The 26,574-nt window shown below is 58.8% G+C and carries 17 protein-coding genes and 2 pseudogenes; 5 read left to right on the forward strand and 14 right to left on the reverse strand.

What is annotated here, in order from left to right; translation table 11 throughout:
• Positions 1-64 precede the first annotated feature (64 nt).
• Together HS101_01005 and HS101_01010 are read left to right on the forward strand one after the other, a co-directional pair.
• Complete coding sequence (locus tag HS101_01005; protein MBE7504846.1) at positions 65-1,330, forward strand: nucleotide sugar dehydrogenase; 1,266 nt, start codon at positions 65-67, stop codon at positions 1,328-1,330.
• A 131-nt stretch (positions 1,331-1,461) separates the two neighbouring features.
• The gene (locus HS101_01010) at positions 1,462-2,646 is read left to right on the forward strand and encodes an exo-alpha-sialidase (protein MBE7504847.1); all 1,185 of its coding nucleotides are present in this window, start codon (positions 1,462-1,464) and stop codon (positions 2,644-2,646) included.
• 530 nt (positions 2,647-3,176) lie between these two features.
• Here the strand turns inward: HS101_01010 and HS101_01015 are convergent.
• The 10 genes and pseudogenes from HS101_01015 to hmpA form a co-directional block, all read right to left on the reverse strand.
• Positions 3,177-5,084, reverse strand: coding sequence for a chloride channel protein (locus HS101_01015; GenBank protein MBE7504848.1), 1,908 nt, complete (start codon positions 5,082-5,084; stop codon positions 3,177-3,179).
• Between the two features lie 431 nt (positions 5,085-5,515).
• Positions 5,516-5,653: pseudogene (locus HS101_01020) on the reverse strand (NO-inducible flavohemoprotein).
• 145 nt (positions 5,654-5,798) lie between these two features.
• Positions 5,799-7,007 carry a formaldehyde dehydrogenase, glutathione-independent gene (gene fdhA, locus HS101_01025; GenBank protein MBE7504849.1) on the reverse strand — a complete coding sequence of 403 codons (1,209 nt, stop codon included), beginning with the start codon at positions 7,005-7,007 and terminating at the stop codon, positions 5,799-5,801.
• Between the two features lie 174 nt (positions 7,008-7,181).
• Positions 7,182-7,820: a hypothetical protein gene (locus HS101_01030; GenBank protein MBE7504850.1), complete on the reverse strand. Its 639-nt coding sequence runs from the start codon at positions 7,818-7,820 to the stop codon at positions 7,182-7,184.
• A gap of 136 nt (positions 7,821-7,956) precedes the next feature.
• Positions 7,957-8,394 (reverse strand): DNA starvation/stationary phase protection protein, encoded by a 438-nt coding sequence (locus HS101_01035; protein MBE7504851.1) that lies wholly within the window; start codon positions 8,392-8,394, stop codon positions 7,957-7,959.
• 288 nt (positions 8,395-8,682) lie between these two features.
• Positions 8,683-9,735 (reverse strand): NAD(P)-dependent alcohol dehydrogenase, encoded by a 1,053-nt coding sequence (locus HS101_01040; GenBank protein MBE7504852.1) that lies wholly within the window; start codon positions 9,733-9,735, stop codon positions 8,683-8,685.
• 588 nt (positions 9,736-10,323) lie between these two features.
• A complete protein-coding gene (locus tag HS101_01045) occupies positions 10,324-12,774 on the reverse strand; it encodes a heavy metal translocating P-type ATPase (GenBank protein MBE7504853.1) in 2,451 nt (816 codons plus the stop codon).
• Positions 12,775-12,945: 171 nt separating this feature from the next.
• On the reverse strand, positions 12,946-14,313 hold the full coding sequence (locus HS101_01050) for a site-2 protease family protein (GenBank protein MBE7504854.1): 1,368 nt from the start codon (positions 14,311-14,313) through the stop codon (positions 12,946-12,948).
• A gap of 212 nt (positions 14,314-14,525) precedes the next feature.
• Positions 14,526-15,065 carry a DUF2179 domain-containing protein gene (locus tag HS101_01055; protein ID MBE7504855.1) on the reverse strand — a complete coding sequence of 180 codons (540 nt, stop codon included), beginning with the start codon at positions 15,063-15,065 and terminating at the stop codon, positions 14,526-14,528.
• Positions 15,066-15,579: 514 nt separating this feature from the next.
• The gene (hmpA, locus tag HS101_01060; protein MBE7504856.1) at positions 15,580-16,800 is read right to left on the reverse strand and encodes an NO-inducible flavohemoprotein; all 1,221 of its coding nucleotides are present in this window, start codon (positions 16,798-16,800) and stop codon (positions 15,580-15,582) included.
• Positions 16,801-16,952: 152 nt separating this feature from the next.
• On the opposite strand from hmpA, the gene HS101_01065 reads away from it, so the two are divergent.
• A complete protein-coding gene (locus tag HS101_01065; GenBank protein MBE7504857.1) occupies positions 16,953-17,486 on the forward strand; it encodes an Rrf2 family transcriptional regulator in 534 nt (177 codons plus the stop codon).
• A 287-nt stretch (positions 17,487-17,773) separates the two neighbouring features.
• Here HS101_01065 and HS101_01070 read toward each other — a convergent pair whose 3' ends face one another.
• Positions 17,774-20,560: a 2-oxoglutarate dehydrogenase E1 component gene (locus HS101_01070; GenBank protein MBE7504858.1), complete on the reverse strand. Its 2,787-nt coding sequence runs from the start codon at positions 20,558-20,560 to the stop codon at positions 17,774-17,776.
• 747 nt (positions 20,561-21,307) lie between these two features.
• Between HS101_01070 and HS101_01075 the strand changes: the two genes are divergently transcribed.
• Both HS101_01075 and HS101_01080 read left to right on the forward strand, forming a co-directional pair.
• Entirely contained in the window at positions 21,308-22,036 is a 729-nt protein-coding gene (locus HS101_01075; protein ID MBE7504859.1) for an ATP-binding protein, read from the forward strand.
• The gene (locus HS101_01080; GenBank protein ID MBE7504860.1) at positions 22,033-23,370 is read left to right on the forward strand and encodes a sigma-54-dependent Fis family transcriptional regulator; all 1,338 of its coding nucleotides are present in this window, start codon (positions 22,033-22,035) and stop codon (positions 23,368-23,370) included. The genes HS101_01075 and HS101_01080 overlap by 4 nt, the downstream gene beginning before the upstream one ends.
• A 6-nt stretch (positions 23,371-23,376) precedes the next feature.
• On the opposite strand, the gene HS101_01085 is transcribed toward HS101_01080, so the two are convergent.
• From HS101_01085 to HS101_01095, 3 genes and pseudogenes are all read right to left on the reverse strand, one after another.
• Positions 23,377-24,303 carry a universal stress protein gene (locus HS101_01085; protein MBE7504861.1) on the reverse strand — a complete coding sequence of 309 codons (927 nt, stop codon included), beginning with the start codon at positions 24,301-24,303 and terminating at the stop codon, positions 23,377-23,379.
• Positions 24,304-24,601: 298 nt separating this feature from the next.
• Positions 24,602-24,724, reverse strand: a pseudogene (locus tag HS101_01090) (transposase).
• A 182-nt stretch (positions 24,725-24,906) separates the two neighbouring features.
• Positions 24,907-25,887, reverse strand: coding sequence for a universal stress protein (locus HS101_01095; GenBank protein MBE7504862.1), 981 nt, complete (start codon positions 25,885-25,887; stop codon positions 24,907-24,909).
• Positions 25,888-26,574 lie beyond the last annotated feature (687 nt).

The raw sequence follows: 26,574 nt of genomic DNA on the forward strand, positions 1-26,574 counted from the left end.
CGCAAGCGTGAAAGCGGCTGAACTGGAGAAGCGAATTCGCAGCAAAAAGGCCGTGGTCGGCATCATGGGAATGGGCTACGTCGGACTGCCCCTGGCCCGGACCTTCGGCAACAGCGGGTTCACCTGTATTGGCTTTGATGTAGACCCGAACAAGGTCCGGATGCTCAACGCCGGCAAGAGCTATATCAAGCACATTCCCGATGCGATGATCGCCGGACTGAGGAAGGCCGGGCGCTTCCGGGCCACCGCGGACTTTCGGGAGCTGAGCAAGCCGGACGCCATCATCATCTGCGTCCCCACGCCCCTTTCCAAGACGCGCGACCCGGACATGACCTACGTCGAGTCGACGGCCCACGCCATCGCCAAGGAACTCCGCAAGGGGCAGCTCGTCATTCTCGAATCGACCACCTACCCCGGCACGACGCGCGAGCTGGTCATGCCCATCCTCGAAAAAGGAAGCGGGCTCAAGGCCGGCCGCGACTTCTTCCTGGCCTTCAGCCCGGAGCGCGAAGACCCCGGTCGGAAGGATTACTCGACCGAGACGATTCCCAAGGTCGTCGGCGGGCTGAACCCCACGAGCCGCAAACTCGCTGTGGCGCTCTATTCCGGCGCGATCCGCGCCGTGGTGCCGGTCGGGAGCTGCGAAGTCGCCGAGGCGGCGAAGATTCTGGAAAACGTCTATCGCTGCGTGAACATCGCGATGGTCAACGAGCTCAAGACGCTCTTCGACAAGATGGGCATCGATGTCTGGGAAGTGATCAACGCGGCCAAGACCAAGCCATTCGGCTTCTCCGCCTTTTATCCCGGCCCGGGCCTCGGCGGCCACTGCATCCCGATTGACCCGTTTTATCTCACGTGGAAGGCCCGGCAATACGGCGAGTCGACGCGCTTCATCGAGCTGGCCGGCGAGATCAACACCCGCATGCCGGAGTACGTCATCAGTCGACTGATGAACGCGATGAACGATCACGGCAAGGCGCTGAAGGGATCGAAGATCCTGGTGCTCGGCCTGGCCTACAAAAAGGACGTCGACGATATCCGCGAGAGTCCGAGCATCGAGTTGATTCATCTTCTCTGGAAGCACGGCGCGAAGGTGGACTACAACGATCCGCACGTGCCCAAGACGCACAAGGGGCGCGAGCACGACCTGGGCATGAAGAGTGTCCCGCTCACCGCGGCCCAGCTCAAGAAGTACGACGCGGTGATCATCTCCACCGATCATTCGGCCTACGACTACGCCATGATCGTGAAGAACTCCAAGCTGGTGATCGACACCCGCAACGCAACGGTGAACGTGCGACAGGGCCGCGCCAAGATCGTCAAGGCCTGACGACCGGGCGGCTCTGATTCGCCAATGGGGGGACCGCCCCCTGCGCATCGCCGCCTCTCGCGTCGGCCGCGTCCATCGGCCATAATTCTCCCGGCCGAGCACCATTTACATTTACGAATAAGGAGCAAGACATGAGTCGCGTTCGAGTCCTCGTCGGCACCAAAAAAGGCGCTTTCATCCTCACCTCCGATGCGGCGCGCAAGAAATGGGAGGTCTCCGGGCCGCACTTCGGCGGCTGGGAGATTTATCATTTGAAAGGCTCGACGGTTGATCCGAATCGCATCTATGCTTCGCAGTCCAGCGGCTGGTTCGGTCAGATCATCCAGCGTTCCGACGACGGCGGTAAGACGTGGAACCCGCCCGGCACCAAGCCTGAGGACCTCATGGGGCCAGATGGCATGCCCAAGGGCGGGAGCAACATGTTCGTCTATGACGTGTCACCACAAACCGGCAAGCCGCTCAACACCCACCAGTACTTCGACGGCAATCAGCGTCCCTGGGAGTTCAAGCGCGTCTGGCACATCGAGCCGTCGCTCTCCGATCCGGACACGGCTTACGCGGGCGTCGAGGATGCCGCCATTTTTCGCACGACTGACGGCGGCAAGACCTGGCACGAGCTGTCCGGCCTTCGCGGCCACGGCACCGGCTCGATGTGGCAGCCGGGCGCAGGCGGCATGGGCCTGCACACCATCGTGCAGGACGCGACGAACCCGAATCGCATGCACATCGCCATCTCCGCGGCAGGCGTCTTTCGCACCGACGACGGCGGCAAGACCTGGGCCCCGAAGAATAAGGGGCTGACGTCGCAGTACCTGCCGGACCCAAACGTCGAAGTTGGCTTCTGCGTGCATCGCATCGCCCTGAATGCCAAGCGGCCGAATACGCTGTTCATGCAATTGCACTGGCACGTCTGCCGCAGCGACGACGCCGGCGACACGTGGAAAAAAGTCAGCGGCAATCTCCCCAGCGACTTCGGCTTTCCCGTTGTCGTCCACGCCCACGAGCCGGAGACGGTCTATGTCGTGCCGATCCTCAGCGACTCGCTGCACTACCCGCCCGAGGGCAAGCTGCGCGTCTACCGCAGCCGCGTCGGTGGCAACGAGTGGGAACCGCTCACCAAGGGCCTCCCGCAGAGCGACTGCTACGTGAACATCCTGCGCGGGGCAATGAGCACGGACACGCTCGACCCCTGCGGCATTTACTTCGGAACCACCGGCGGGCAGGTGTATGCGTCGGCGGATTCGGGCGATAATTGGTCGCCCGTGGTTCGCGATTTGCCGGCGGTCTTGTCGGTCGAGGCCCAGGTGCTCGGGTGAATCATTGCGAAATGAAAAACACTGAGCATGTTCATTTAGTCAATACCTGTAGTGCTTCACTCCAAATGAGACAGTTTGCCCATCGGTTATGGTGGTGGTTTCTCCGAGTCCCTTGAGGGGGAAGCAGCTTCGCAGGTTTCCCGTCGGACGCCTTTTCCCTGAGCCTCTTCCCCTCCCGCGGGGGAGGCTTTGCCGGGGAGAGGCAGCGGTGTTGGTCGCACGGAGGAGCGCAATGTCCAATCGCCAGGGACGTCGAAGCTGGAAGCCGGCGGACAAGCTTCGGCATCGCTGCCGGGCGGGCTGGGAAATCCGTTGATTGAAATCGTCTACCGAAATTGCTCGAAGGCAGATCGAGCATGATAGCGGTCCGCGACATCGAAGATCTGGCTCATCCGCTCCAGCAACCGGGCTCGTGTTGGCTGAAGCGAATCCCGAAACAAACACACTCCAGGACAAGAAAAAGCGGCGTCTACGTTTTGGGGCGTATACGCTTTGGGCCCTCGCTGGTGGACCCGCGATAACGAAGATGCTTATGAACCGGCGCGGTTGGGGCCGCTGTTGGGGCCGCTCTTTCGACTGGGTTTGCGGGGCATAGAAAACTCAATCGTCGGCTTTTCCTGAATTGTGTCAGCCAGGCGGCGGCGGTGAGCGGAGAGCAAATCACTTCGAGTGATCATGCCGATGAGCTGCTGCGGTTTCTTTCGGCTGACCACCGGAATACGGCCGATGTTGTGGTTAACCATGTGGTCGGAGGCCTGGCGAAGCGTGCAGTCGCCATAAACGATCAGGGGCGGACGGCGAATCAGCTCTTGAAGTTGCGTGTTCGGAGATAGTGCGGGGTCGAGCAAATCGCGACGGGTCAGCACGCCAACGATTGTGCCCGCGGCATCCACAACCGGAAAACCCTGATGGGATGAGCCTGGTACGCCTGAGGTGATCCAGTCGCGAACCGTGCCCAAGAGATCACTTGCATTTAATGTCACGACCTTTGTCGAGGCAACATCCTGTACCAGCACCTGATCGAAGAAGTCGGCGGAATATTCGTGAGGTACACGAATTCCACGGCGGGCGATCTTCTCGGTCATGATCGTCTGACGCATGAGGAGGTACGATACGAAGTAGGAAGCAGTGCATCCACCGAGGAGCGGCAGAAGTCCCAACGGTTGCAATGTCGTCTCGAATGCAAATACGATTGACGCCAGGAGGGATCTGGAAGCGCCCGCGAACATCGCAGCCATGCCGACCAGCCCGGCGATGCGGTGGTCGATCCCGGCGTGCGGAAAGAGGTGAGCGGCCCAGGCACCCAGAACCGCACCAAAGGCACCGCCGATCGTAAATAGCGGAGCCAGTGTTCCGCCGGAGGTTCCGCTGCCCAGAGAAATTGACCAGGAGATCAGTTTCATCGCACAAAGGCTCAGGAGCACCGCGACGGGCAGATTACCCGATAGAATATCGCTGATGTTCGTATATCCAACGCCAAGGGTGCGCGGTGCGAAGTAACCCACGACACCGACGGCGACGGCGCCGATGGCGGGCCACCACATCCAATGGATAGGCAACCGATCGAATGCATCCTCAATCGCGTAGACCAGCCGGGTCACGAGCACTGACAGAGCGCCGACCACGGCTCCAAGCACGATGTAGGTCGACATTGCCAGTCCACTGGGCTGAGCCAGATCAGGCATGGCAAAGATCGCATGCGAGCCTTCAAAGCTCATTCTGAGAGCTGCCGCAGCACTACTCGCCAATGCAACGGGAATCAGCGAGCGAGGACGGTACTCGAAAAGAAGTAGTTCGATGGCGAGAAGGACGGCTGAGACGGGGCTTCCGAATGTAGCCGACATGCCGGCCGCGGCGCCGGCGGCGAGGAGTATTTTACGTTCGTCGGCCGTGATGCGGAACATTTGCCCGATGAGTGAGCCGAGGGCGCCGCCCGTGGCAATAATAGGTCCTTCAGCCCCGAAAGGGCCTCCGGTGCCGATGGCGATGGCTGCGGAAAGTGGCTTGAGCAGCGTTACTCGCGGGGCGATGCGGCTCTGATTCGTCAAGACCTGTTCCATGGCCTCGGGAATGCCATGACCGCGAATAGCTGCGGAGCCGAAACGAGCCATGAGTCCGACGACGACTGCGCCCATGACCGGGATTGGAATGACCCAAAGCCCCAGGTTGTTGTCGGCCGGCGAAGCAAACGAGGTAGAAAACCGCCCGAAGAACGACACATTCGTGATGAACCCGATCAGGTGAATCAGTAACTGGGCTACGAGGGCTGCGGCGAACGCGATTCCGATACAAAGAGCGGAAATGAACAGCGTTCGTCGATCTACAGTGGTGGTGCGAAGGGGCAATTGCGCTGCTTCCAGCACCCATTCGAGTGAGGGGGAAACCGGCAATCCTTGGGGCGGAGAGGAATGGGTTGGATCGTGGTCAGACCTTGGCATCTTGGCTTTTGTTTCTCCGGGTGAATCGGGCACTCTCTCGCAGCAATCTACCAGAATTCGATCGAAATGAAACGAGGTCGACTATCTTGCGGATTCCCATGGGGGACTCTGGACTGATTCTAGTTGCCGGCGAATGGCCACCTATTCCATGGGCGATCCATTTGTTGGTCTTGGCCGACCGCGAAAGTAATTCCCCCCTCCCCCCGGTCAGGAATAAACAAGCATCACGTTTTCAATTGGCATGTTATCGCGCGAGCCAAGCGTTTCAAATGTTCTGTTTCGGTCCGAAGAGCTCATGGCGAATTCGCGCATCGTCGAGGTTTCGCTCGCTCAGAGCGCGGAGCATTTCAACCATGACAAGGCTTAGGCCCTCAGAAGAAAGACTCCGCGTCGTTCGTAGGCACGAGCCCCTTTAGGAGTGATGCGCCCACGAGCAAATACTTACCGACGATGGGATCGTGTTCAGGCTTAATGCCCAGCGAGCAGTGTTTTTGTGCGATCAGTTCCACGGCGGGGCCGAGCGCCGCCAAGTTGTCGATGTTGGGCGCGCATGCGCCGATCGCGCCGGCCGGCACTCTGGCAGCCGCGATGACGATAATGCTACCGCCGACAATGCACACCTTTGGGAGTGGCATTGACGTCTTGTGACGTCCGTCTGCCGAATGAAAAGGGTAATCGAGATGTCCAGTCTCAGGAATCCACTGTTGCGCACTTCTATCCGGCATTCTTCAGGACACCGTGCGGATCGATGAGGAACTTCTTGGCGACGCCCTCGTCGAAGTCGGCGTAGCCGCGCGGTGCGTCGTCGAGCGTGATGACCACGACGTTCACCGCTTTGGCGATCTGGATTCGGTTATGCAGGATGGCCATCATGAGCTGGCGGTTGTACTTCAGCACCGGCGTCTGCCCGGTATGCAAGGCGTGGCTCTTGGCCCAGCCAAGCCCGAAGCGGATCGAGAGCGACCCCTTGCGCGCCGCGGCGTCCTTCGAGCCGGGGTCGTCGGTGACGTACAGTCCGGGGATGCCGATCGCGCCACCGGTGCGGGTGATCTCCATGGCCGCATTCAACACGGCCGCGGGGGCTTCGCTGCTCGCTTCCGCGCCGTGACCGCGCGCCTCGTAGCCGACACAATCCACCGCACTGTCCACCTCGGGAACGCCGAGGATCTGCGCAATCTTGTCTCCGAGTGAGCCGGACTGTTTGAGATCCACGGTCTCGCAGCCGAAGGTGCGCGCATGCGCGAGCCGCCGCTCGTTCATGTCACCGACGATGACCACCGCCGCGCCCAGCAACTGCGCCGCCGCGGCGGCCGCAAGGCCCACCGGGCCGGCGCCGGCGATGTAAACCGTCGAACCCGGGCCGACGCCCGCGGTGACCGCGCCGTGATAACCGGTGGGGAGAATGTCGCTCAGACAGGTCAGGTCACGGATCTTCGCCATGGCCTGGTCCTTGTCGGGGAATTTGAGGAGGTTGAAGTCGGCGTACGGGACCATGACGTACTCGGCCTGGCCCCCCACCCATCCGCCCATGTCCACATAGCCGAACGCGCCGCCCGCCCGCTCGGGATTGACGGTGAGGCAAATGCCGGTCTGCTGCTCCCTGCATGTTCGACAGCGGCCGCAGGCGACGTTGAACGGCACGGACACCAGGTCTCCGACCTTGCAGAACTCCACGTCACGCCCGGCTTCAATGATCTCTCCCGTGATCTCGTGACCCAGCACCAGGCCAATAGCAGCCGTGGTGCGGCCACGCACCATGTGCTGATCACTGCCACAGATGTTCGTGGCGACAATCTTGAGGATCACACCGTGCTCGGCTCGTTTGCCCCTGGGATCCACGAGCTTGGGAAAGTCGATGCCCTCCACCTCCACGTTGCCCGGGCCTTTGTACACGACGCCCCGATTCGTTGACGTGCTGGCCATGCGTGTTTCTCCTTTATAATCGATTCACCACATCTGCTAAGCGCGGGAGCTTGACGATGGGATCATCGTAGTACGGGCATTAGGATATTTCCGAAACCTTGCAGCTTTCTCCCTTTCGAGTACCACGGCGAGGAACGCGATGAATGTCGTGAAGGAGCCGATCGACGTGCGGTCTTACTCCACGCCCTGGGAGTCAGAGTCCATGGCCGAGTTGTGGAACAGGCGAGGGTTCCGTTCAAGGAATTTCTCGATCCACACTTCGAGGATCGAATGCGCACTGCGTCTCATGTTCCACCATCCAAAGCAGCTCACGATGGCTGCTCCCAGGGTATTGACGATCAGGTCCCACATCGTATCGGTCAGGCCTGAAGGGTCGCCGAGCATGGGCTTCTGCATGGTCGTTCCGAAGACCTGATCCATGGCGAATTCGAAAATCTCCCAAAGCGTGCCGCCAGCGACGGAGAAAGCGAAGGCAAAGAGGGCAACAAATCCGGGACGCATACGAAAGTCGATGCGCCTGTTCTCATTCAGCACGTAGACCAGCAGGAAACCAACCACGCCAAGCAACAAGCCCGACGTCGCGTGAAGGGCGACATCCCACCACCATAATCGCGCATAATAGTTTCGAAACTCGCCCAGGAAGAGCGCGGCAAACACAAACAGGATCGCAAGAACCTCGTACTCCGGAGGGATACGAACGGGAAGTCGCCGACCCAGGAGCACTGGCGCCGCCGTGATCGCCATGACTGCAAGCAGCCAGACGCTGCTTACCCACAGGCGCTCGTGGAAAAGAAGGATCAGCTCTACGGCCATCACGGCCTGGAGAATCAGTATGATTCCAAGCCGGATGCGCGCGGCCGTGCCTCGGTCGAGCTCTGCAGGGGAGGCCGTATCGCCGGCGTCGCCTCGTTCACCATGTTGGGCCACTAATGGCGCCCGTCGTACGGTGTCAACCGAGAAAGCTCGTCAACATCCAAATTGACTTCTCATGCACTTTTTTCCGTCCGATCATCATGTCCTCGGTCGGTGTGTCTTTCGCTTCAGCGGCCATGCTACGCGCAATCGCGAGATCACTGAGTACCTTCTTGTGAGCCTCGATGAGGTGCGTCACCATCTGCTCGGCTGTCGCGTCCTCGGCGACCTCTTTGATCTCGGCCATCCGTGCGAGCGTGCCGAGCCCTCCCGGCGCCAGTCCACCGATCGCTCGGATTCGTTCCGCAATGGCATCTACTGCCGAGAAGAGCTCGGTGTACTGTGCCTCGAATGCGTCGTGCAGGGAAAAGAACGACTTGCCGCGAACGTTCCAGTGGCAGACATGGAGCTGACTAATCAGGGCGTAGGTACTCGCGACAGTCTGGCGTAATGCGTTGATCACTTGTTGGGTCATTTTGTAATCTCCATACTTGTTAACCACTTTATCATAACTACTAAACGCGGCAGCTTGGCGGCAGAGCGTCTCATTGTACCGGCGTTCGGACGCCGACGATACCCTGCAGCTTTCTCTCCTGGCGTCGCGCGACCACGCGGCCCTTGGCATCACGCATGCAATTGGACCTCCAGGACCCGCTTGGACTTTTCCAGACCGCGCGAAATACCTCGGTGAGCAGGTGCGCAGAGGCGGCATCGCCAAGCTCGTTCGGAAAGCAAGTTGCCAGGGTCCGGTGTTTGCGATTTCTTAATCGAATTCGATCAACGGCTTGAGGATGCCATCTTCCTTTGTCTCCATCATTCGCAGCGCTTTGTCAACTTCTTTAAATGCGAACCGATGCGTTGTCAGCGGGCTTGGATCGACGCGACCCCTTTCGACCAGACGCAGCAAGCGACTCATTCGAACGTTGCCGCCGGGACAAAGCCCTGTGCGAATGACCTTGTCGCCCATGCCAACGCCCCATTCAACGCGCGGGATGTCCACGCTGTCTCCATGACCGAAGTAGCCGGCAACCGAGATCGTGCCGCCCGGACGAGTTGCTTTGACACAGGCTTCAAAAGTGGTTTGTGCGCCCAGACACTCGATCGCTGAATCGACGCCTTTGCCGTTTGTGAGCTGCATGATCGCCTCAACGGTATCGACCTTGTTGAAGTCGATCGTTTCATCCGCGCCGAAATGCCTGGACAGCTTCAATCGCTCGGCCACACCATCGACGCCGATGATTTGTCCAGCTCCGAGTAATCTTGCTCCGACCGTGGCCATTAATCCGACGGGGCCCTGAGCAAAAACCGCCACGGTTCCGCCCATGGGAATGTTCGCGTGTTCGGCGCCCATGAAACCGGTTGACAGCATGTCGGCTGCATACACCGCGACGTCATCCGAGATCGAGTCGGGAATGGGGCAAAGGTTGGCCAACGCATCGCTAACATGAAAATACTCAGCGAAACTGCCGTCCTTCACATTGGCGTACTTCCACCCACCCAGCATGCCGTCACATTGCGACGTGTATCCGCGCTGGCAATTGTCACATTGAAAACAGGGCGTGATGGAACCGACCAAAACACGGTCGCCTTCTTTGAAGCCGGTCACTTCGCTACCCAGTTTGTGAATCACGCCCACTGCTTCGTGTCCGAGCGTTAGATTTTGCCGGTCGCCGATCGCTCCTTTGATGGTGTGGACGTCTGATGTGCAAACCAGCGCTCGCGTTGTTTTGATGACGGCATCGTTGGGACCCACGTCGGGGATCGGTTTTTCCGTGAATCCCGTTTTTCCAATTCCTTCCATGACGAAGGCTTTCATCGAGCCTGTACTGATCGAGCGTTTGGGTTGCGGTTGTTCGATTGTTCTGGACATTTCTTGCTCCGTGGGAGAATTGGTCCATCGTGAAAAATTGGCGGGCCAGAAACTGGCGAGCCGCCGGGATGATAGTTCGCGTCCACTTCGAAAATAACCGTCGCAATTTGTGTGCCAAACGCTTTTGGCCGCATCCGAGTGCCGGAAAGATTAACTTTTTGGTGGAAAGATCCAAACCGAGATTCCCCATTTGGCCCTTACCCGAACGGCGAAGGCACTGGAGACAGTTCTGAACTCGTCCATTCAAGGGTCCCCGTTCACTTCGCGCCCTTGCCCGCGGTGCTGTCGGCCCGTTTTTTTCTGATTTCGTAGGCCCGAGCGCCCGGGCTCGGTGCTTCGAGGCGGATCAAGGCGTCCTTCCTCCGCCTCCGACGCTGACAGGGAACGCTCAATACCGCTCTGTTGTTCCTCGTACGGGAGGCATTGGCACTGTGCCTGCGAGACGCTGTATCCGTGCGAGGATGCACCGGTCGGCCGCCCTCTTAGGCACCGTCATCCCGGCTTGGCGGCCGACTCAATGATCTAGTCTCGTGGTCAGTTCGCCGATTGGTCCTGGGCCATCGACAGACGAATCGTACTTAATCGCAGCGCATTGCCAATAACCGACACGCTGCTAAAGCTCATCGCGGCGGCAGCCATCATCGGATTGAGCAGCAAGCCGAATACGGGATAAAGAACTCCCGCGGCTACCGGCACGCCGAGGGCGTTGTAGATGAAGGCGAAGAAAAGATTTTGTCGTATATTGCGCATGGTGCGTCGGCTCAGCGTTACCGCCTTAACGATTCCCCGCAAGTCGCCCTTGACCAAAGTCACGCCGGCCGACTCAATGGCGATGTCCGTGCCCGTTCCCATGGCGATGCCCACGTCGGCCTCGGCAAGAGCAGGTGCGTCATTGATGCCATCACCGGCCATGGCTACTTTGCGACCGTCGACTTTCAGCGCCTTGATTCGCTCGTGCTTGTCCTCCGGGCTCACTCCCGCCTCAAACTCGTCGATACCGAGCATCTCCGCGACTGTTCGTGCGGTCTTCTCGTTATCGCCGGTGAGCATGATGATCCGCAGGCCAAGACCGTGGAGAGCCTTGACCGCTTCGGGTGTTGACTCCTTGATGGGGTCGGACACGGCGATCAGCCCTGCAAACGCGCTATCCACGGCCACGTACATGACCGTTCGGCCCTGCCGCTGCAGCTTGTCGGCCCGCTCATCGAGTGCTGAAAGATTGGTTACGCCGTTGTCCTCCAGGAGCGGGCGATTGCCAATCAAAACCTTTGTCCCACCAACCGATCCGCGAACGCCGCCTCCCGTGATGGAATCAAAATCATCGACAGCCGACAACGCGAGGTTTCGGTCCTGCGCACCTTCGACAATGGCACGAGCCAGCGGATGTTCGCTCTGCTGTTCGAGGCTCGCCGCCATGTGGAGCAGCTCATCGTCCGAACCGGAGTCCACAGGGAGGCACTCCGTCAGCTTTGGTCGTCCCTGGGTGAGGGTTCCGGTCTTATCGACGACGATCGTATCGACCTTCTCCAGCGTTTCCAGGACTTCCGCATCTTTGATAAGCACGCCTTCTCTTGCTCCGCGGCCGACGCCGACCATGATCGATATCGGCGTGGCCAGCCCCAGTGCGCAGGGGCAGGCGATGATCAGAACCGCGACAGCGTTGACCAACGCCCAGGCGAGCGCCGGTTCTCTCGGGCGCAGCGCGGCCCAGACGATGAACGTCACAATCGCGATCACTACCACGGCGGGCACGAAATATCCGGAAACGGTGTCGGCGATTTTCTGAATCGGTGCACGACTCCGCTGTGCATCCGCGACCATGTTTACGATCTGCGATAGCACCGTATCCTCACCGACCTTTTCAGCTTCCATGAGGAACGATCCGGTTTGGTTGACTGTGCCGCCGATGACTTCATCGTCCGCTTGCTTCTGCACCGGCAGGGGTTCGCCTGTAATCATCGACTCATCGATGCTACTCTTCCCCTCAGTCACCCTCCCATCGACGGGAATCTTCTCGCCAGGCCGGACTCGTAGAATATTGCCGCTTCGAACTTCATCTAACGAGACTTCAATTTCAGCCCCATCTCGGACAATCCGGGCAGTCGGTGGGGCCAAGGAAAGCAATTCCCGGATGGCGCTGCTCGTGCGTCGTCGGGCGCGCAGCTCCAAGACTTGACCGAGAAGCACCAGCGTGACGATGACCGCCGCGGCCTCGAAGTAAACTTCGACGTGCCCGTCCACTTTGAGATCGTCCGGGAGCAAGCCTGGAAAGAGCGCGGCGAAGAGGCTGTAGAGATAGGCCGCGCCGACACCGATGGCGATCAACGTAAACATGTTAAGATTCCAGGTCGCAATGGACCGAAACCCTCTCGCAAAGAACGGCCATCCCGCCCACAACACCACCGGCGTGCTGAGGATCAGTTGCAGCCAAATATCAACGGATCGCCCCACCCACACGTCGATCGGTACGCCAACCATCGGCAACATGGCGAGCAGAAACACCGGCACGCTCAGGGCTACACCCACCCAGAATCGCAGCGTCATGTTGCGAAGTTCGGAGTCGTCCTCAACCTCGGCGTCGAGGTACTTCGGCTCCAGGTCCATGCCGCATTTCGGGCAGGTTCCCGGCTCCTCTTGCTCGATCTCGGGATGCATCGGGCAGGTGTAGATTGTCTTTCCCGTGTCGATTTTCGGCCTTGCCGATTCCATCGCCATCCCACACTTTGGGCAACTACCGGGCTTGTCGCTCTCGACGCCCTTGCACATCGGACAGAAGAATTCGCCGGCGCCGTCCTTCTGCATGCGTTGCGTCGGCTCCTGGTGCGCGCGATCGGGCTCGCCGGGTTCCGCGACGACCGGCGCGTCTTCGCCCAGGAACTTCTGGCGGCAATGCTCGCTGCAAAAGTAGAAGTTCTGGCCATCGCGCTCGGCACTGCACGCGCTCGCTTCATCGACGGTCATCTTGCAAATAGGGTCAATTGCCATAATTCGCGTTTCCTCAGTCAAGCAATCCTGTTAAACGGCCACAGAAGTTCAAAGGTGTCGAGTATCCCAGACCCTAGCACAAGCACTAGCGTTTTTCCGCACGTTCATATTGTATGTTTATGCAATCGCTGCTACGGGCTCAGTCCGTGCCGGAGCAGGAGGACAGTTCGCCTATAAATACGGGCAGTAAATCTCCGCCGCCTGCCAGAATGCGTGCGGAAGCGGAATCAGGATCAGGGCCAGAATCAAGAAGGTCGCGTAGCCGATCCAGCGACGGCCGGTGCTGATGGGCGTGATGTCGTTTAGTGGCGGCGTGCCGCGACCAGCGATGAAGAAGACGATGATGGCCCACAGCAAAAGGCCCGGCCAGACAAAGATCGCCAGCAGGAACAACGACCATGTTGCTACGCTGCTGACGGTCGCACCCATGCGGCCTCCGAACATCGCCCGTGCCATGTGGCCGCCATCAAGCTGGCCGATGGGCAGTAAGTTCAACGCGGTGACCAGCAAGCCGAGCCAACCCGCGAAGGCCAGGGGACTCAGTTGCAGCATGTAGCCGTGTTGCAACTGATCGCCGAGCACCGCCCTGGCAAGCAAGGCAAATAACATCGAGGAGCCCACCGATGTTCCGTGCAACATTGTTCCCTGCATCATCGAATGTCCGGCATCGGCATTGGGAGGGAGCACTTGCGAGTTCTGAAGACCAAGCAGCAGAGCCGGAATCGCGATGACCAATCCGGCCAAAGGGCCCGCGACAGCCACATCAAACAACGAGCGGCGATTCTCCGTTGGTGACTTCATCTGTATGAAGGCGCCAAAGGTCCCGAGGGCGAACGGAACAGGAATGAAGAATGGCGGCGTAACGTTGAGCTTGTGATGCTTCGCCATGAAGTAGTGGCCCAGTTCATGAACGCCGAGAATCAGCAACAAGCTAATCGAATAGGGTAAGCCAACGGTAAATGAACGCGGATCTTGCAACAGATTGACGCCCTGATGCATCGCTCCGGCCCAAGTCGTCGTCAGAAATGTCAGACCAAACAGCAGCCAGTGAATCCACGGACGCGTCGATCTCTCGAAAACCTTCTCTTCGACGACTTGCGGCATCAGGATAATTGAGTTGCCTAACTCGTCATCTTCCTGGATCAGCGGAACAATGCGGCCCTCGAATTCAGTCCGCAAGTCCTTAAGCGCCTGTTCCGCCGGTTCCAGCAATGGACCACGAAACATGCTGATGCCGTGTTTCTCCGTCGCCAAGCGAACGTCCATTACGCGACGAATGATGCCGGGCTGCTCTTCGGGAGCCAACATACGAAGGAGATTCTCGGCTCTCTCGCCTGTCACCGTTTCCACCGATTCGTCCGCCGCGCGTCCCGCCATGCTGCCCATCATCCAGAAGCACAACAGCATGATGAGCCAGAACCAAGAGAGGCCGCCCATCATCGTTCCGCCGGGCATCGTCAACAGAAAAAGTACCGGCATCAGCAGACACAGAATAAATAGCAGGCTGAGCCAGCCTGACTGCTTCGTATGCCGTTCCATGATGTTCTCCCATTACTTTTTCCTGTTACATGTTTCGTTACCGATCATAGTACGATGCCGCACGCGTCTCTTCGTGTGCGGGGCCTTCGTTATCTTCCTTCCAGGACGCCGAAAATGTTAACTCCTTTCAACCCGCACTGTTGCGCCTTTTCATTGCAACCATCAGCCTGCCTCTTCGAGGCAACGCCAAATAATTCGGGCCGGGACATCGACTAATGAAGATGCTCGTGCGAAGCCTGTGGGCTCGCGGCAACGACGGATGATACCAGCCGTACGTCGTCAACCGTGTAGAAGCAAGTTGGATCGCATTCTAGCGCCACATCGATCACCCTCCTTGTCTGACGTCGGCGCACCTGGACGAAGAGCAAAGAGACCGGGCCGGCTAGGCCTCTACCTGTAAAGTCCGTCACACGAAAACCGCGTTCACGCAGGGCCGTCGCAACCGTGGAGCCATTGGGGCAAAAGATGCGAACGACCTGTTCCCCGATTGCGAACCACCCCTCGACCGTAATGCCTACCACGGTGCCGCATGCAAACCCGAGTGCATAAGCAATCAGGTATATTGGGTGCGAGAGGCTTGTGATTACCTTGGCGACCACTACCACCCACACGAGAACTTCGACGAAGCCGAACGCAAATGCGTATCCGCGCATCCCGCGAATGATGAAACCTGTGCGAAGCGTACCGAGTGAAACGTCGGCGACGCGCGCCAGAAAGATAAGAAGCGCCATTCCTAAGACTTCCAGACTCATTAGACTCTCCAAAAAACGGCAATCCAGTTGTCGAGAAATCGATACCGTCAACCGGCTATCATTCCGCGCATCGATGTTAATCGTGAATGAGCTGCAATCTGCTCTGTAGAAAAACCCTGAAATCCACCCATCCGCAACGGGGGCGCTGGTCCAATTTTTAGGACGCAATCCAGGACGAGTGCGATCTGCAAGTCGCCACGGAAGGGCTGCTGGTGGCGTATGCGACGGCCAACTCGGCACTGCCCGCATTCGCGCACCGATTCAGCCCCAGGAAGATGACACAACACCAACTGTTCGCTTTTCTGGCGTTGGAAGGTTTTTTCAAGTCCGGCTATGGGGGAGTTGTCACTCCTTAACGGCGGCGATCGCCGCACACCTACAAGTGGTCCGTAGAGCGCCGTGTCCTGTGTCGATTTTGAAGCGACGAGCGTCATGGGCAATGGCCGCTGAAACCTCCCTTCAGGAATCCTCCGGCGGCGCCATACATCCTAACGCATATTCCCGAGTTAGGATCTCACATCTCCTGCTTCGGACCAAAAAACTCGTAGTGAATTCGCGATTCGTGGATATTGAGTTCCTTCAAAGTGCGAAGTAATCCCACCATGAAGGGCTTGGGGCCGCAAAAATAAAACTCGGCATCGCTGGCCGGCAGGATATCCTCAAGGAGGCGTGCGTCGACGTATCCGGTACTATGGCAATGTCCCTGACGAATATCATCATCCAGGGGTGCGTCATATCGAAAATGGGCGCGAATACTTGGGCATTGGGCTGCAATGCCCTTCACCTCATCGGCGAAAGCGTGAAAGCGGCTGTTTCGAGCCGCATGAATGAAGTTTACCGGCGACTCAACTCGGTGATGCGCCAGGCTCTTCAGCATCGACAACACCGGCGTGATGCCGATGCCGCCGGAGATGAGCGTAATCGATCGATCGCCGATCTCCAGGGGATTGAGCGTGAATTCTCCGCACGGCGGACCGATTTCGAGAACATCGCCTTCCAAAACGTCGTCGTGAAGATAGTTGGAAATCAATCCGTTCGGCGAGCCCGTGTCGGGCGCCAGTTCACGCTTGACACTGATTCGGTAATGGCCTACGCCCGGCCGATCTGACAGGCTGTAGTTTCGCGGAGAAGTCGGCGCTGCCGGATGGTCGATTTGTACCGTGATGTACTGGCCCGGCTTGAATGTTGCCAGTGCGCCGCCGTCCTCCGGGCGCAGATAGAATGACGTAATGATCTCATTCTCCGGTTGCTTCCTATCGACAATGAAGCGTCGGAAACCGTTCCATCCGCCGGGAGTTGCACTCTGTGCCTGATAAATCTGAGTCTCTCGCTTGACAAAAAGGCCCGCCAGGAACCCGTAGGCCTCACTCCACGCGGCAATCACGTCATCCGTTGCCGAATCGCCGAGGATGTCCTTGATCGCGGCGAGCAGATACTTTCCAACGATTGGATAGTGATCGGGCTGGATTCCAAGCGAGCAATGCTTGTGGGCGATGAGCTCAACGGCGGGGCCGAGCGCCTCAAGATCATCGAGATTCGCGGCATATGCGCAGATGGCGCCGGCGAGCGCTCGCTGTTGACCTCCGGAATGCTGATGGGCTGAGTTGAAATATCTCTGGACTTCCGGATTTCCGGAGAACATCAGGTGGTAGAATCGAGTCGTGATGGCTTCGGCGTGCGTTGCAACGGTCGATGCCGTCGCCTTTACGATTTGGGTCGTCTTGGTGGTCAACATTGAAATACAGATGCCTCTCGCTCGGGAGTGTCGGTAGCCAGGCCGCTCCATGCGGGCCTGTGCCTGAATTCAATTCATGGGAGCGAGAATATAGAGCTTGAAATCTACATGTCAAGGTGTATGATTGCCGCGAATCAGGAGGTCGCTCGTCGATGCTGTCGAAAACCGCTGAATACGCTCTCCGGGTTGCCTATTGGCTTGCACGAACGCCGGATCGGTCCGCGTCGGCGGATCAACTCGCCGAAATCACTCAAATACCACGGCGGTATTTGCACAAGGTGGTCCAGGACCTTGTTCGAGCCGGGCTGGTGCGATCCCAGCCGGGTCCAGGCGGCGGTTATGCGTTCGACCAGCCGCCGGGGAGGACCACTCTCCTCGATGTTGTCAGTGCCGTGGCGCCGCTCGAGCGTATCAAGCATTGCCCGCTCGGATTGCCTTCGCATACGAGCCTGTGTCCGCTGCATAGGGAATTAGACAATGCCTTTGCCGCTACCGAAAAGGCACTGACGCGGGTGAGCCTCGCCCAACTGCTCCGATCCGCAAGCCCAATCATCCCTTTATGCGATGCTCCTCGCCGGCGCGGCATGTTGCAACTTCCGCAGTTGTGCGAAGTTCGCAAGTGTTCGACTAGGAAGGTCTCGCGATCGAGCACGGCGGTGACACGAAAGCGTTCCCAGACACACTGACGGCCTTGGTTCGCGATCAGCAGAGAGATTGCGTGACGAGGCGGAGTCTGCTTATCTCGGGGGAGCGGGTCAACGCGGCGGCATCGGGTTTGTTTGTGACGGCGCTGCCTGTGTTCCCGATCACGGCCGGCTGCCGCAGCCTCGCTCAGTTCGACGTCACGCCGGCCGGCATTACGTTGGCTTCGAACGTCGCGGCGACAGTCACTTTTCCACAGGTATTCGGCTGGATTCACTTCGAGACGCCGGTGGGAGAGGTCGCGCACGATCAAGTATTCGTATTCGAATTCTCAACCGTCCCGATCATCCGCAGCGCCGAACGCTTCCTGAATCAGAAGTCTCTGCTCATATTTGTGGCTGGCAGAAGTTCCCGTGGCCGGGCTGGCCGACTCGGGACGGCTGATCCCCGAGAATGGGAAACGCCCGAGTAGGCGCTCTCCGAGGCGTACTCTCAGGTAACTCCATGCCCCCAGGTTACGCGGCTCGTCCTGGACCCAATAGGCTCGCGTCCCATCGGGGTAACGCGAGAGCGCCGCGTCCAAATCTTCCATGCGCCACGGATAAAACTGTTCGATGCGGACGATGGCGACGTCGTCTCGCTTGGTCCTCTCGCGAGTCGCCGCGAGGTCGTAGTAAAGCTGTCCGCCACAGAGCAGAATCTTTTTGACATTGGAGGGGTCGCGATCCCGATCCGAGATGACCCGCTGGAAATGTCCATCGACGAATTCGTCGAGGCTGGAGACGGCCGCCGGGTGCCTAAGAAGACTTTTGGGGGTGAAGACGACAAGTGGCTTGCGCCATGACCGGAGCACTTGTCGGCGCAGCAGGTGAAACAGTTGGGCGGGAGTCGAAGGCTGCACGATCTGAATGTTGTCCTCAGCCGCCAGAGTGAGAAACCGTTCGATATAGGCGCTGGAGTGTTCAGGCCCTTGACCGTCGAAACCGTGTGGAAGCAGCAATACCAGGCCGCTCAGCCGTCTCCATTTGTCTTCACCGCTGACGATGAATTGATCTATCAAGACTTGCGCGGCATTCACAAAGTCACCGAATTGCGCTTCCCACATAACGAGACCATCCGGGCAGTCGAGGCTGTAGCCGTATTCAAAACCGACGACGGACGCCTCAGACAGCGGGCTATTGTGAATCTCCACCGGTGCTTGCCCGATTGCCAAGTGCTGTAACGGAACGTAGGTCTCGCCGTTCTCCTGGTCGTGCAAGACGGCATGGCGATGACTGAAGGTGCCGCGGGCGCTATCTTGTCCACTGAGTCGGATGCGGGTGCCTTCGGTCGCCAAGCTCGCGAGCGCCAGCGTTTCGGCGGCAGACCAATCCAGCGGGGATTCCCCTGCGATCATCTGTTCGCGCTTGTTGACGAAGCGCTCCAGCCGAGGGTGGCGATGGAAACCTGGCGGGACCGAGAGCATTTGTCGCATCATGCCGACGAGCCGCTCCTTCTCCACGCCGGTCGAAACTTCATCCGTCGGCTCCGAGCCACCATGATATCCTGACCAGATGCCCGTCAATTGGGTATCCGGCGACACATAGCTTTGGCCGCGGGCTTCGGCGAGGTCTTTTTCCAGCGCCTGATGAAACATATCAGCGACTGAGTCGGCTTCATCCCTGGTGATCTTTCCGAGCTTCAGCAGATGATCCAGGTAAGCTTCGCGAACCGGCTTGCGCATCCGGATCGCCCGATAGAGGACGGGCTGCGTGTAGGCGGGTTCGTCCATTTCGTTATGGCCGTGCTTGCGGTAGCCGTACATATCGACAACGATGTCCCGCTGAAATTCCATGCGAAAGTCCATCGCCAAACGGATCACCTGAGCAACGGCCTCGGGGTCCTCGCCATTGACGTGAAGGATTGGGCTCTGGAGTATTTTCGCCACATCCGTGGCGTAGAGGCTTGAACGGGCCTCGGCGGGAGAAGTCGTGAATCCGATCTGATTGTTTACGACGACATGAAGCGCGCCGCCGACTGAATAGCCCTGGAGTTCGCTTAGATTCAGTGTCTCCTGGACGATGCCCTCGCCGGCGATCGACGCATCGCCGTGAATCAAGAGCAACATTCCTGTTTTCCGCCGCACATCACCGGCGCGGTCCTGTTTGGCGCGCATCCGTCCCTGGGCGACCGGATTGATGAACTCGAGATGGCTGGGATTAAAGCAAAGCGACAGATGAACGAGACGACCGTCCGCTGATTCCCAGTCCGTACTGTGGCCGAGGTGATGCTTAACATCTCCGGTGCCGGCGTATGCGGCGGGATCGCGAGGTTCGAATTCGCGGAAAATGTCGGCCGGCCGTTTGCCCATGATGTTCGCAAGGACGTTGAGCCGTCCACGGTGGGCCATTGCAATGACGATCTCGCGAATTCCGTGTTCTGCAGCGCGATCGATCGCCAAATCGATAAGCGGAATAAGACTTTCGCAGCCCTCGAGTGAGAAGGTCTTCGCCCCCACGAATTTTTTCTGTAATAATTCCTCGAAGGTCACCGCCTTTGTGAGACTCGTAAAGATTCTGAATTGCTGCCGGCGCGTTAATTCCAGGCGGTTCTCCGTGCCCTCCATACGTTCCTGGAGCCAATGGCGAGTCGGGAGATCGTCTATGTGCATGAATTGCGCACCGATCGATCGGCAGTATGTATTGCGCATCCGGCGCAGCAGGTCACGAAGCGTCCGCACCCCTGGGCCGGCGATCGTCCTGCTGGAAACTTGTCGATCCATGTCTGCTTCGGTCAGACCGTAGTGGGCCGGGTCCAGTTCCGGTGACGACGGTCGGGGGAAATTGAGTGGGTCGATTTGTGCGATCATGTGGCCGCGCACGCGGTAGGCGCGGACGAGCTGATCGACGCGATCCTGGAGCACAGCGCTTTGCGACGCGTCCTTGGATGCGACAAACCCTATGTCACTCGTCACGATGTCGCGGGTGGTCGCAGGATTGGCGTGCCGGTCATCATTGAATCGATCGAAAATCGCCCGCCATTCCATCGGAACTGAATCTGGATCAGACCGATAGTTGTTGAACAGGCGCTCGACGTTTGCTGCATTAACGGGATCGGAATGGCTGGCGTCATCGTTCATTTGGCCGCTACGATATCAAATGTATGGCCCTCGACCAAGTCGACCATCCTGGCGGCACAAGGAGTCGCCCGGTGGGTTGACGTTTCGTCTTTTCCTTGCCATCTGAAACGGTTCTACGATCCGAGGAGCGCCTCGATGGACAAGTGACAGCCCGTGCGACGTTGCGCGGCTGACGGGGTCGCACCCTCGTTTTTCCCTCAGGGTCCGCGCTGCCCGTGTTTTTGACGGAACATGCCTTTCGGTACTATAGTCGAGTCAAATTCGACGAGAAACGGTGCCGTTGACCTTTTGATCTGTTCAACGAGGCGAACGACCATGGGGCACGAAGCAGGTCTAGATGACCAACGACATGCTACGTCAGCGCTTCAAGAGCGTATGAAGGAACTGAGCTGCCTGTATACCGTTTCCCAGGCCATCGCCGAAGTAGAGCTTACGCGAAACGACAGAATCCAAAGAATTTTGAAGGCGCTTCCGCGCGCGTGGCGGTATCCGGACCGCGCCGTCGCCAGGATTATGCTCGATGACGAACGGTTCGAAAGTCCGGGGTTCGACGGGGTTGGCGCCGTCCAACGCGTAGAGCTCGTCATCGAGGACGTACAGAGAGGCTCGGTCGAAGTGGGCTACACATCTACCTTGCCCGCCGATGCCGGGGACCCATTTATTCCAGAGGAACTCAGTCTGCTGGAGAACGTCGCCCGACAAGTCTCGCTGTTCATCGCCCGGGAGGAGGGCGCAGCGAGGCGAGGCTTGCTCGAAGCGCAGTTGCGCCACGCCGATCGCCTCGCGACGATCGGCCAACTCGCCGCAGGCGTTGCACACGAAATGAATGAACCATTGAGCAACATACTCGGCTTCGCGCAACTGGCCCTGAAGGCGCCGGAAATACCACAGCCGGTCATCGATGATCTGCGTGAAATCGTCGCGGCTTCATTGCGAGCTCGTGAGATCGTCAAGAAGCTGTTGCTTTTCGCCCATCAAACACCGCTCAAGAAGGCGCCCATAAACATAAACGAACTCATCGAAGATGCTTTGTTTCTCTTGGAGGCCGGGTGCGAGAGGCAGGGTATCAAATTGATACGGCAACTCGCCGCCAATCTGCCGACCATCGAGGCGGATCCGATTCAGATTCGCCAGGTGCTCGTGAATCTGACGGTCAACGCGATGCAGGCCATTGCGGTCGAGGGGACCGTGACAATTGAGACCAGGTTCGAGGCGATGCGCCTGGTAATATCCGTGGCCGACACCGGTCAAGGAATGAGCCCCGAGACCCTGCGTAAAGTATTCAACCCCTTCTTTTCGACCAAGGATGTTGGCGAAGGGACGGGCCTGGGCTTGTCGGTCGTTCACGGCATCGTTACGGCACATGGTGGTACAATTGACGCGGAGAGCCGTGAAGGACAGGGCTCCCGCTTCATCGTTCGGTTGCCTCTCATTGGAAATGTCCGGCAGCCTGCTTCTGGAAAGAGTCAATCATGACGAATCAGGACCGCATTCTCGTGGTCGATGACTCCGTAAGCACCCTCAAGGTCCTGGAGAGGAACCTCGTTACGCAGGGATACGTGGTCTTCACGGCGCAAGACGTCGCCAATGCGGTCGAATTGCTGGAAAGCACTTCTGTCGATCTGGTTGTAACGGATCTCCGCATGCCGAGGATCGGGGGGCTCGACCTGATTCGCCACGTGCGCAGCAACCTTCCCGACACCGGCGTCATCATGATCACGGGATTCGCCTCGATCGGAAGTGCGGTGTCAGCCATGCGGGAAGGCGCGGAAGACTATCTACCCAAGCCCTTCACCGACGAAGAGCTGATCGCCACCGTGCAAGGTGCATTGGAGAAGGTCCATGCGCGCCGCGCTGCCAAGGCGCCCGCCGCTGAAATGCATCAGCCTCCGCATGGCCTGATCGGCGATTCGTCGGCGATGCGGCAAGTCTTCGACCTGATTTCCCGGGCAGCGGTCGCGGACGCCACAGTTTTGATCTCCGGCGAAAGCGGCACCGGTAAAGAGCTGGTCGCCCGCGCGATCCACTACGGCGGCACTCGGGCATCGGGGCCGTTTGTTCCCGTGAACTGCGCGGGCATTCCCGAAGGCCTGGTGGAAAGTGAACTTTTCGGCCACGTGAAGGGCGCGTTTACCAGCGCGACGTCCAACCGCGCCGGATTGTTCGCGGCCGCCGATGAAGGGACGATCTTCCTCGATGAGATCGGCGAGCTGGCGCCCTCGGCACAGGCCAAATTGCTGCGCGTGCTCCAGGAGCAGGAAGTTCAAATGGTCGGCGCCGACCGGTCCCGTGCGGTCAATGTCCGTGTGATCGCCGCGACCAACAAGGACTTGGGGTCGATGGTTGAGCGTGGAGCATTCCGGGAGGATCTGTTCTATCGACTTTACGTGGTGACGATTGATCTTCCTTCGCTGCGCGAGCGCGACGACGACGTCCTGCTGTTGGCGCATTACTTCCTGGAACGGTTTTCGAAGCAGGCGGGTCGGCCCGTTCCGAGGCTGACCGATCGAGCGATTGAGTCTCTTCGCGCCTATTCATGGCCGGGCAATGTTCGAGAGCTTCAGAATCTCATTCAGCGTCTCATCGTCATGACTGACGGCGACACCATCGATGCGACGGCGTTGCCCCTCGCGATGCGATTCACGGTGCCGCGCGAGCGCGGGCTTCAGCGTTCGCTCGACGATGTTGAGCGTGAGCACATCAATGCGGTTCTCGCTACCGTCGGAGGGAACAAGACCCGCGCGGCTGAGATTCTCGGCATCGATCGCAAGACTCTTCGAGAGAAGTTGAAGAACTACAAATCGCTTTGAACTCTGTCAGGCCGAAACTGGAGAAACGAACTCCGGCGGCTTTACCGCTAACACGGAGCACGGAATCTGCGGCAGCAATCGCTCGGCCGTGTTGCCGATGAGGAACCCCGCGATCCCCGTATGAGCAATGGTGGCCATGACCAGGAGTTCAATGTCACACTTCTCGATATGTTGCATGATCGCTAAGTCAGGTGGATCGGTGACGATGTGAACCTGCGGCTGTTGGTTAAAATTGAAGTTTTTCAATTGCGATTCAATGTGTTGCTGCGCCTCGGAGCGGAGTGCTTCGGCCTTTGCGGAAGATACGACCGACGGGAATTTACAGTCGAATTTCGGGAATTCGAGCGAGTGAATAACATGCAATTGAGCGCCATTCAGTTCCGCCATGGCACACCCGTATTCCATTGCCAGGTCACCTACCGGTCGCAGGCAATGCGCGACGAGTACAGATTTGATCTCCTCACCGTTCCGACGCTGTGTAATCCAGACGGGACAGGGACATAGCCGCAATAGCTTGATGCCCGTACTCCCCATGAGAAAGCCTCGCACTGCGCCAAGGTGCCGCGTTCCAGCCACGACGAGATCGTGCCCGTCGCGCATTACGAGCCGAATCATCTCCAACCAGCTCTTGCCGAAGCGCACCTCCAGACTGGCGTCTATGTTTTCCGATCTAGCACGCTCAACGAGATCGCCGAGTACACGCTTTGCCTGATCAAGTACCGATTGTTCACCGCCTTGGGATTCCGCGATCATTCGTTGAGTCGCGGCGGACACGTCGAGCGCGTAGAAGAAACGCAACCGTGCCGAATTCAATTTGGCCAGCCACAGGGCGCGTTCGATCGCCTCGATGCTGGGAGGCGGCAATTCGTCCGAGACAAAATGGTCTCCTTGCGAGAGGTCAACTCCAACCAATATGTTCTTGAAATCTCTCATGCTGCGCTCGATTCGTGAGTCAGGTAGACCGGCATTTCCCATTTGTCACAACTCAATGTTCATCCTATCTGAACGGCCTGCTCGATTCAATCGAGAACGGCCTCGGTCGCCCTCAATCGAACCGATTTACGCGCTGCAACGCGCCAATCCTGGTACTCACGCGGCCGGAACAACGAGTTCGGCCCGTTTCCGCGCCGCGTCAATCCTTGCTTCCAAACGAATCCGCAACGTATCGCCCGGTCACGAGCATCAGCTACGCCGAACCAAATGCGGTGGGACACCGAGCCGCTGAATGCGGTCAGGAATCGCGGCGAATAACCTGTCGGGGCACTGCCACCTCGGCCATCTGAAACCTGACATGCCTGGCGTGCCGCACCACCCTCGCGCCGATCTTGATCAGCCTTTCCCGAAGCGTGGTTAATCGGCGTATTGTGGAGTGTATCGACAGGCCCGGCAGTTCACGCGCTGGCCATGCATTCTTGCTGGAATCGCCGGCGAAGCTGTCGTGCATTTCATTCGCAGGATGCGGCAGATTGTCGAAGAGTACGCGCTTTCCCCTTCCAAGGGCGCGCCCTGATGGGAGGCAGCCGCCCTTCCCGAGGGCTATGTTCCGCGCCGAACGATCTCGACCGAACAATTCGCGTTCATGGCCACGGTCGTCGAAACGCTGCCTAATAGGAACCGCACGATTCCGCGATGTCCGGTAGCGCCGACAAAGATGCAGTCCGCTCCATTCTTATCGCATGTCTCGGCCGCTTCCAACAGGCCGTACTGGGGGTGGGCTGGATTCACGAGCGTGGTTACTAATAGCTCCGGGCGCTGAAGGCGCAAAAAATCCGCGGCTTCGGACACAACCCGCAAGGCCGGCCGCCCACTGACCGCCGGCGAATCGGACGAGAGTGGCGCACCGCCCCAGATCGTATTATCTACCTGTTGAGAGACAAACGTCAGTGGGCCCGTCTCAAATGACGCGACGACGACACGAGTCCCAACGGGCCAACTCCGGGACGCTATCACTTCGACCGCCGCGTGCGCATCCGGTGAGCCGTCCACGCCTACGATCAGCCGCGGCGCGGAAGTCTCGTCCGATTCCGGCGGGAAATTCAGGCGATCTTGCCGTCCCCTCGACACCCGCACCGAACCTCGAAGTGTCGTCACGATGCGGTGGGCTACGCTGCCCAGCAACAACCGCTTCAGCCCTCCGAGGCCGCGCGAACCAACTACCACTAGGTCGAAAGGACGAGCCCCCGCCTGTCCATCGTCACCTTCGGCGCACTTGATGATCTCCAATGCCGGGGATCCAACGCGGACTTCAGCCGTAACCGCCCAACTCGGGAAGAGGCTGCGGATCAGATCAGCTCCCCGCCGTGCAATCGCGAGCTGCCTCTCGTAGTCCTCGCCGGAATCCGGCTGACGTTGCCCGCCTGTCTCTGCTCCTCCGGTCGCCGAACCGCAACGGATTGATTGATCATCGAGAACCGATAAGACATGAACCTCGGTGTCGGAGGGAAGTCCGGCAAGTCGAAGGCTTACCAGCGCGGATTCGCTGTACTGAGAGCCGTCATGGGCTACGAGTATCTTCATTGAGATGGTTCCCAGAGACTACAGTGCCCTTCAGATTGTATTTCAGGGACATCGCGGCCGCAAGCAGCCTTCGCCAGCGGAAAGTCGCACGATTCGTCAAATTCGAAGCCTGTCGTTAGGCGCGCCTCTCCCGCCCGAAGCGCCCCGTCGACGATCACTTTTCCAGCACCGGCCTTGCATCTTCTCTACGAATTCCCGGGCTTCGTTAGAGTCAAATTGGACGGCAACCTCATCGACGCGACAGCGTTGCCCCTGGCAATGCGATTCACCGCGACGCGCGAGTACGGGCCCCATCGCGCGCTCGACGATGTTGGGTGCGAGCACATCGAAGCGGTTTTCGTCACCGTACGGAGAAACAAGACCCGCTCGACTGAAATTCCCGGCATTGATCGCTAGAGTTTCCCAATGAGACTCAAGAAGTGACATTTTTCCTTCAATTGCTGATTGGGAATCACCACGGCCACTATTTCGGTTCATTTCACTCCGCCGGGGCGTTCCGTTCCGCACGATCCGCCGCCAAGAACTCGATTCCTGCTTGTAAAGTGCGGATTCACGAGGAATTGCGCATGGCACGATGCTTGCTGTAATCCCCTAGTGAAAACCGTGGCCGGTCAGCCATGGAATCGAGTTGGCAACAAAGGTGAACCAAGATGACGACGACAACGAAGCCATGCAAGTCCACCCAAA

It is taken from the genome of Planctomycetia bacterium (genome assembly GCA_015075745.1).
In the GTDB taxonomy this organism is placed as follows: domain Bacteria; phylum Planctomycetota; class Phycisphaerae; order UBA1845; family UTPLA1; genus UTPLA1.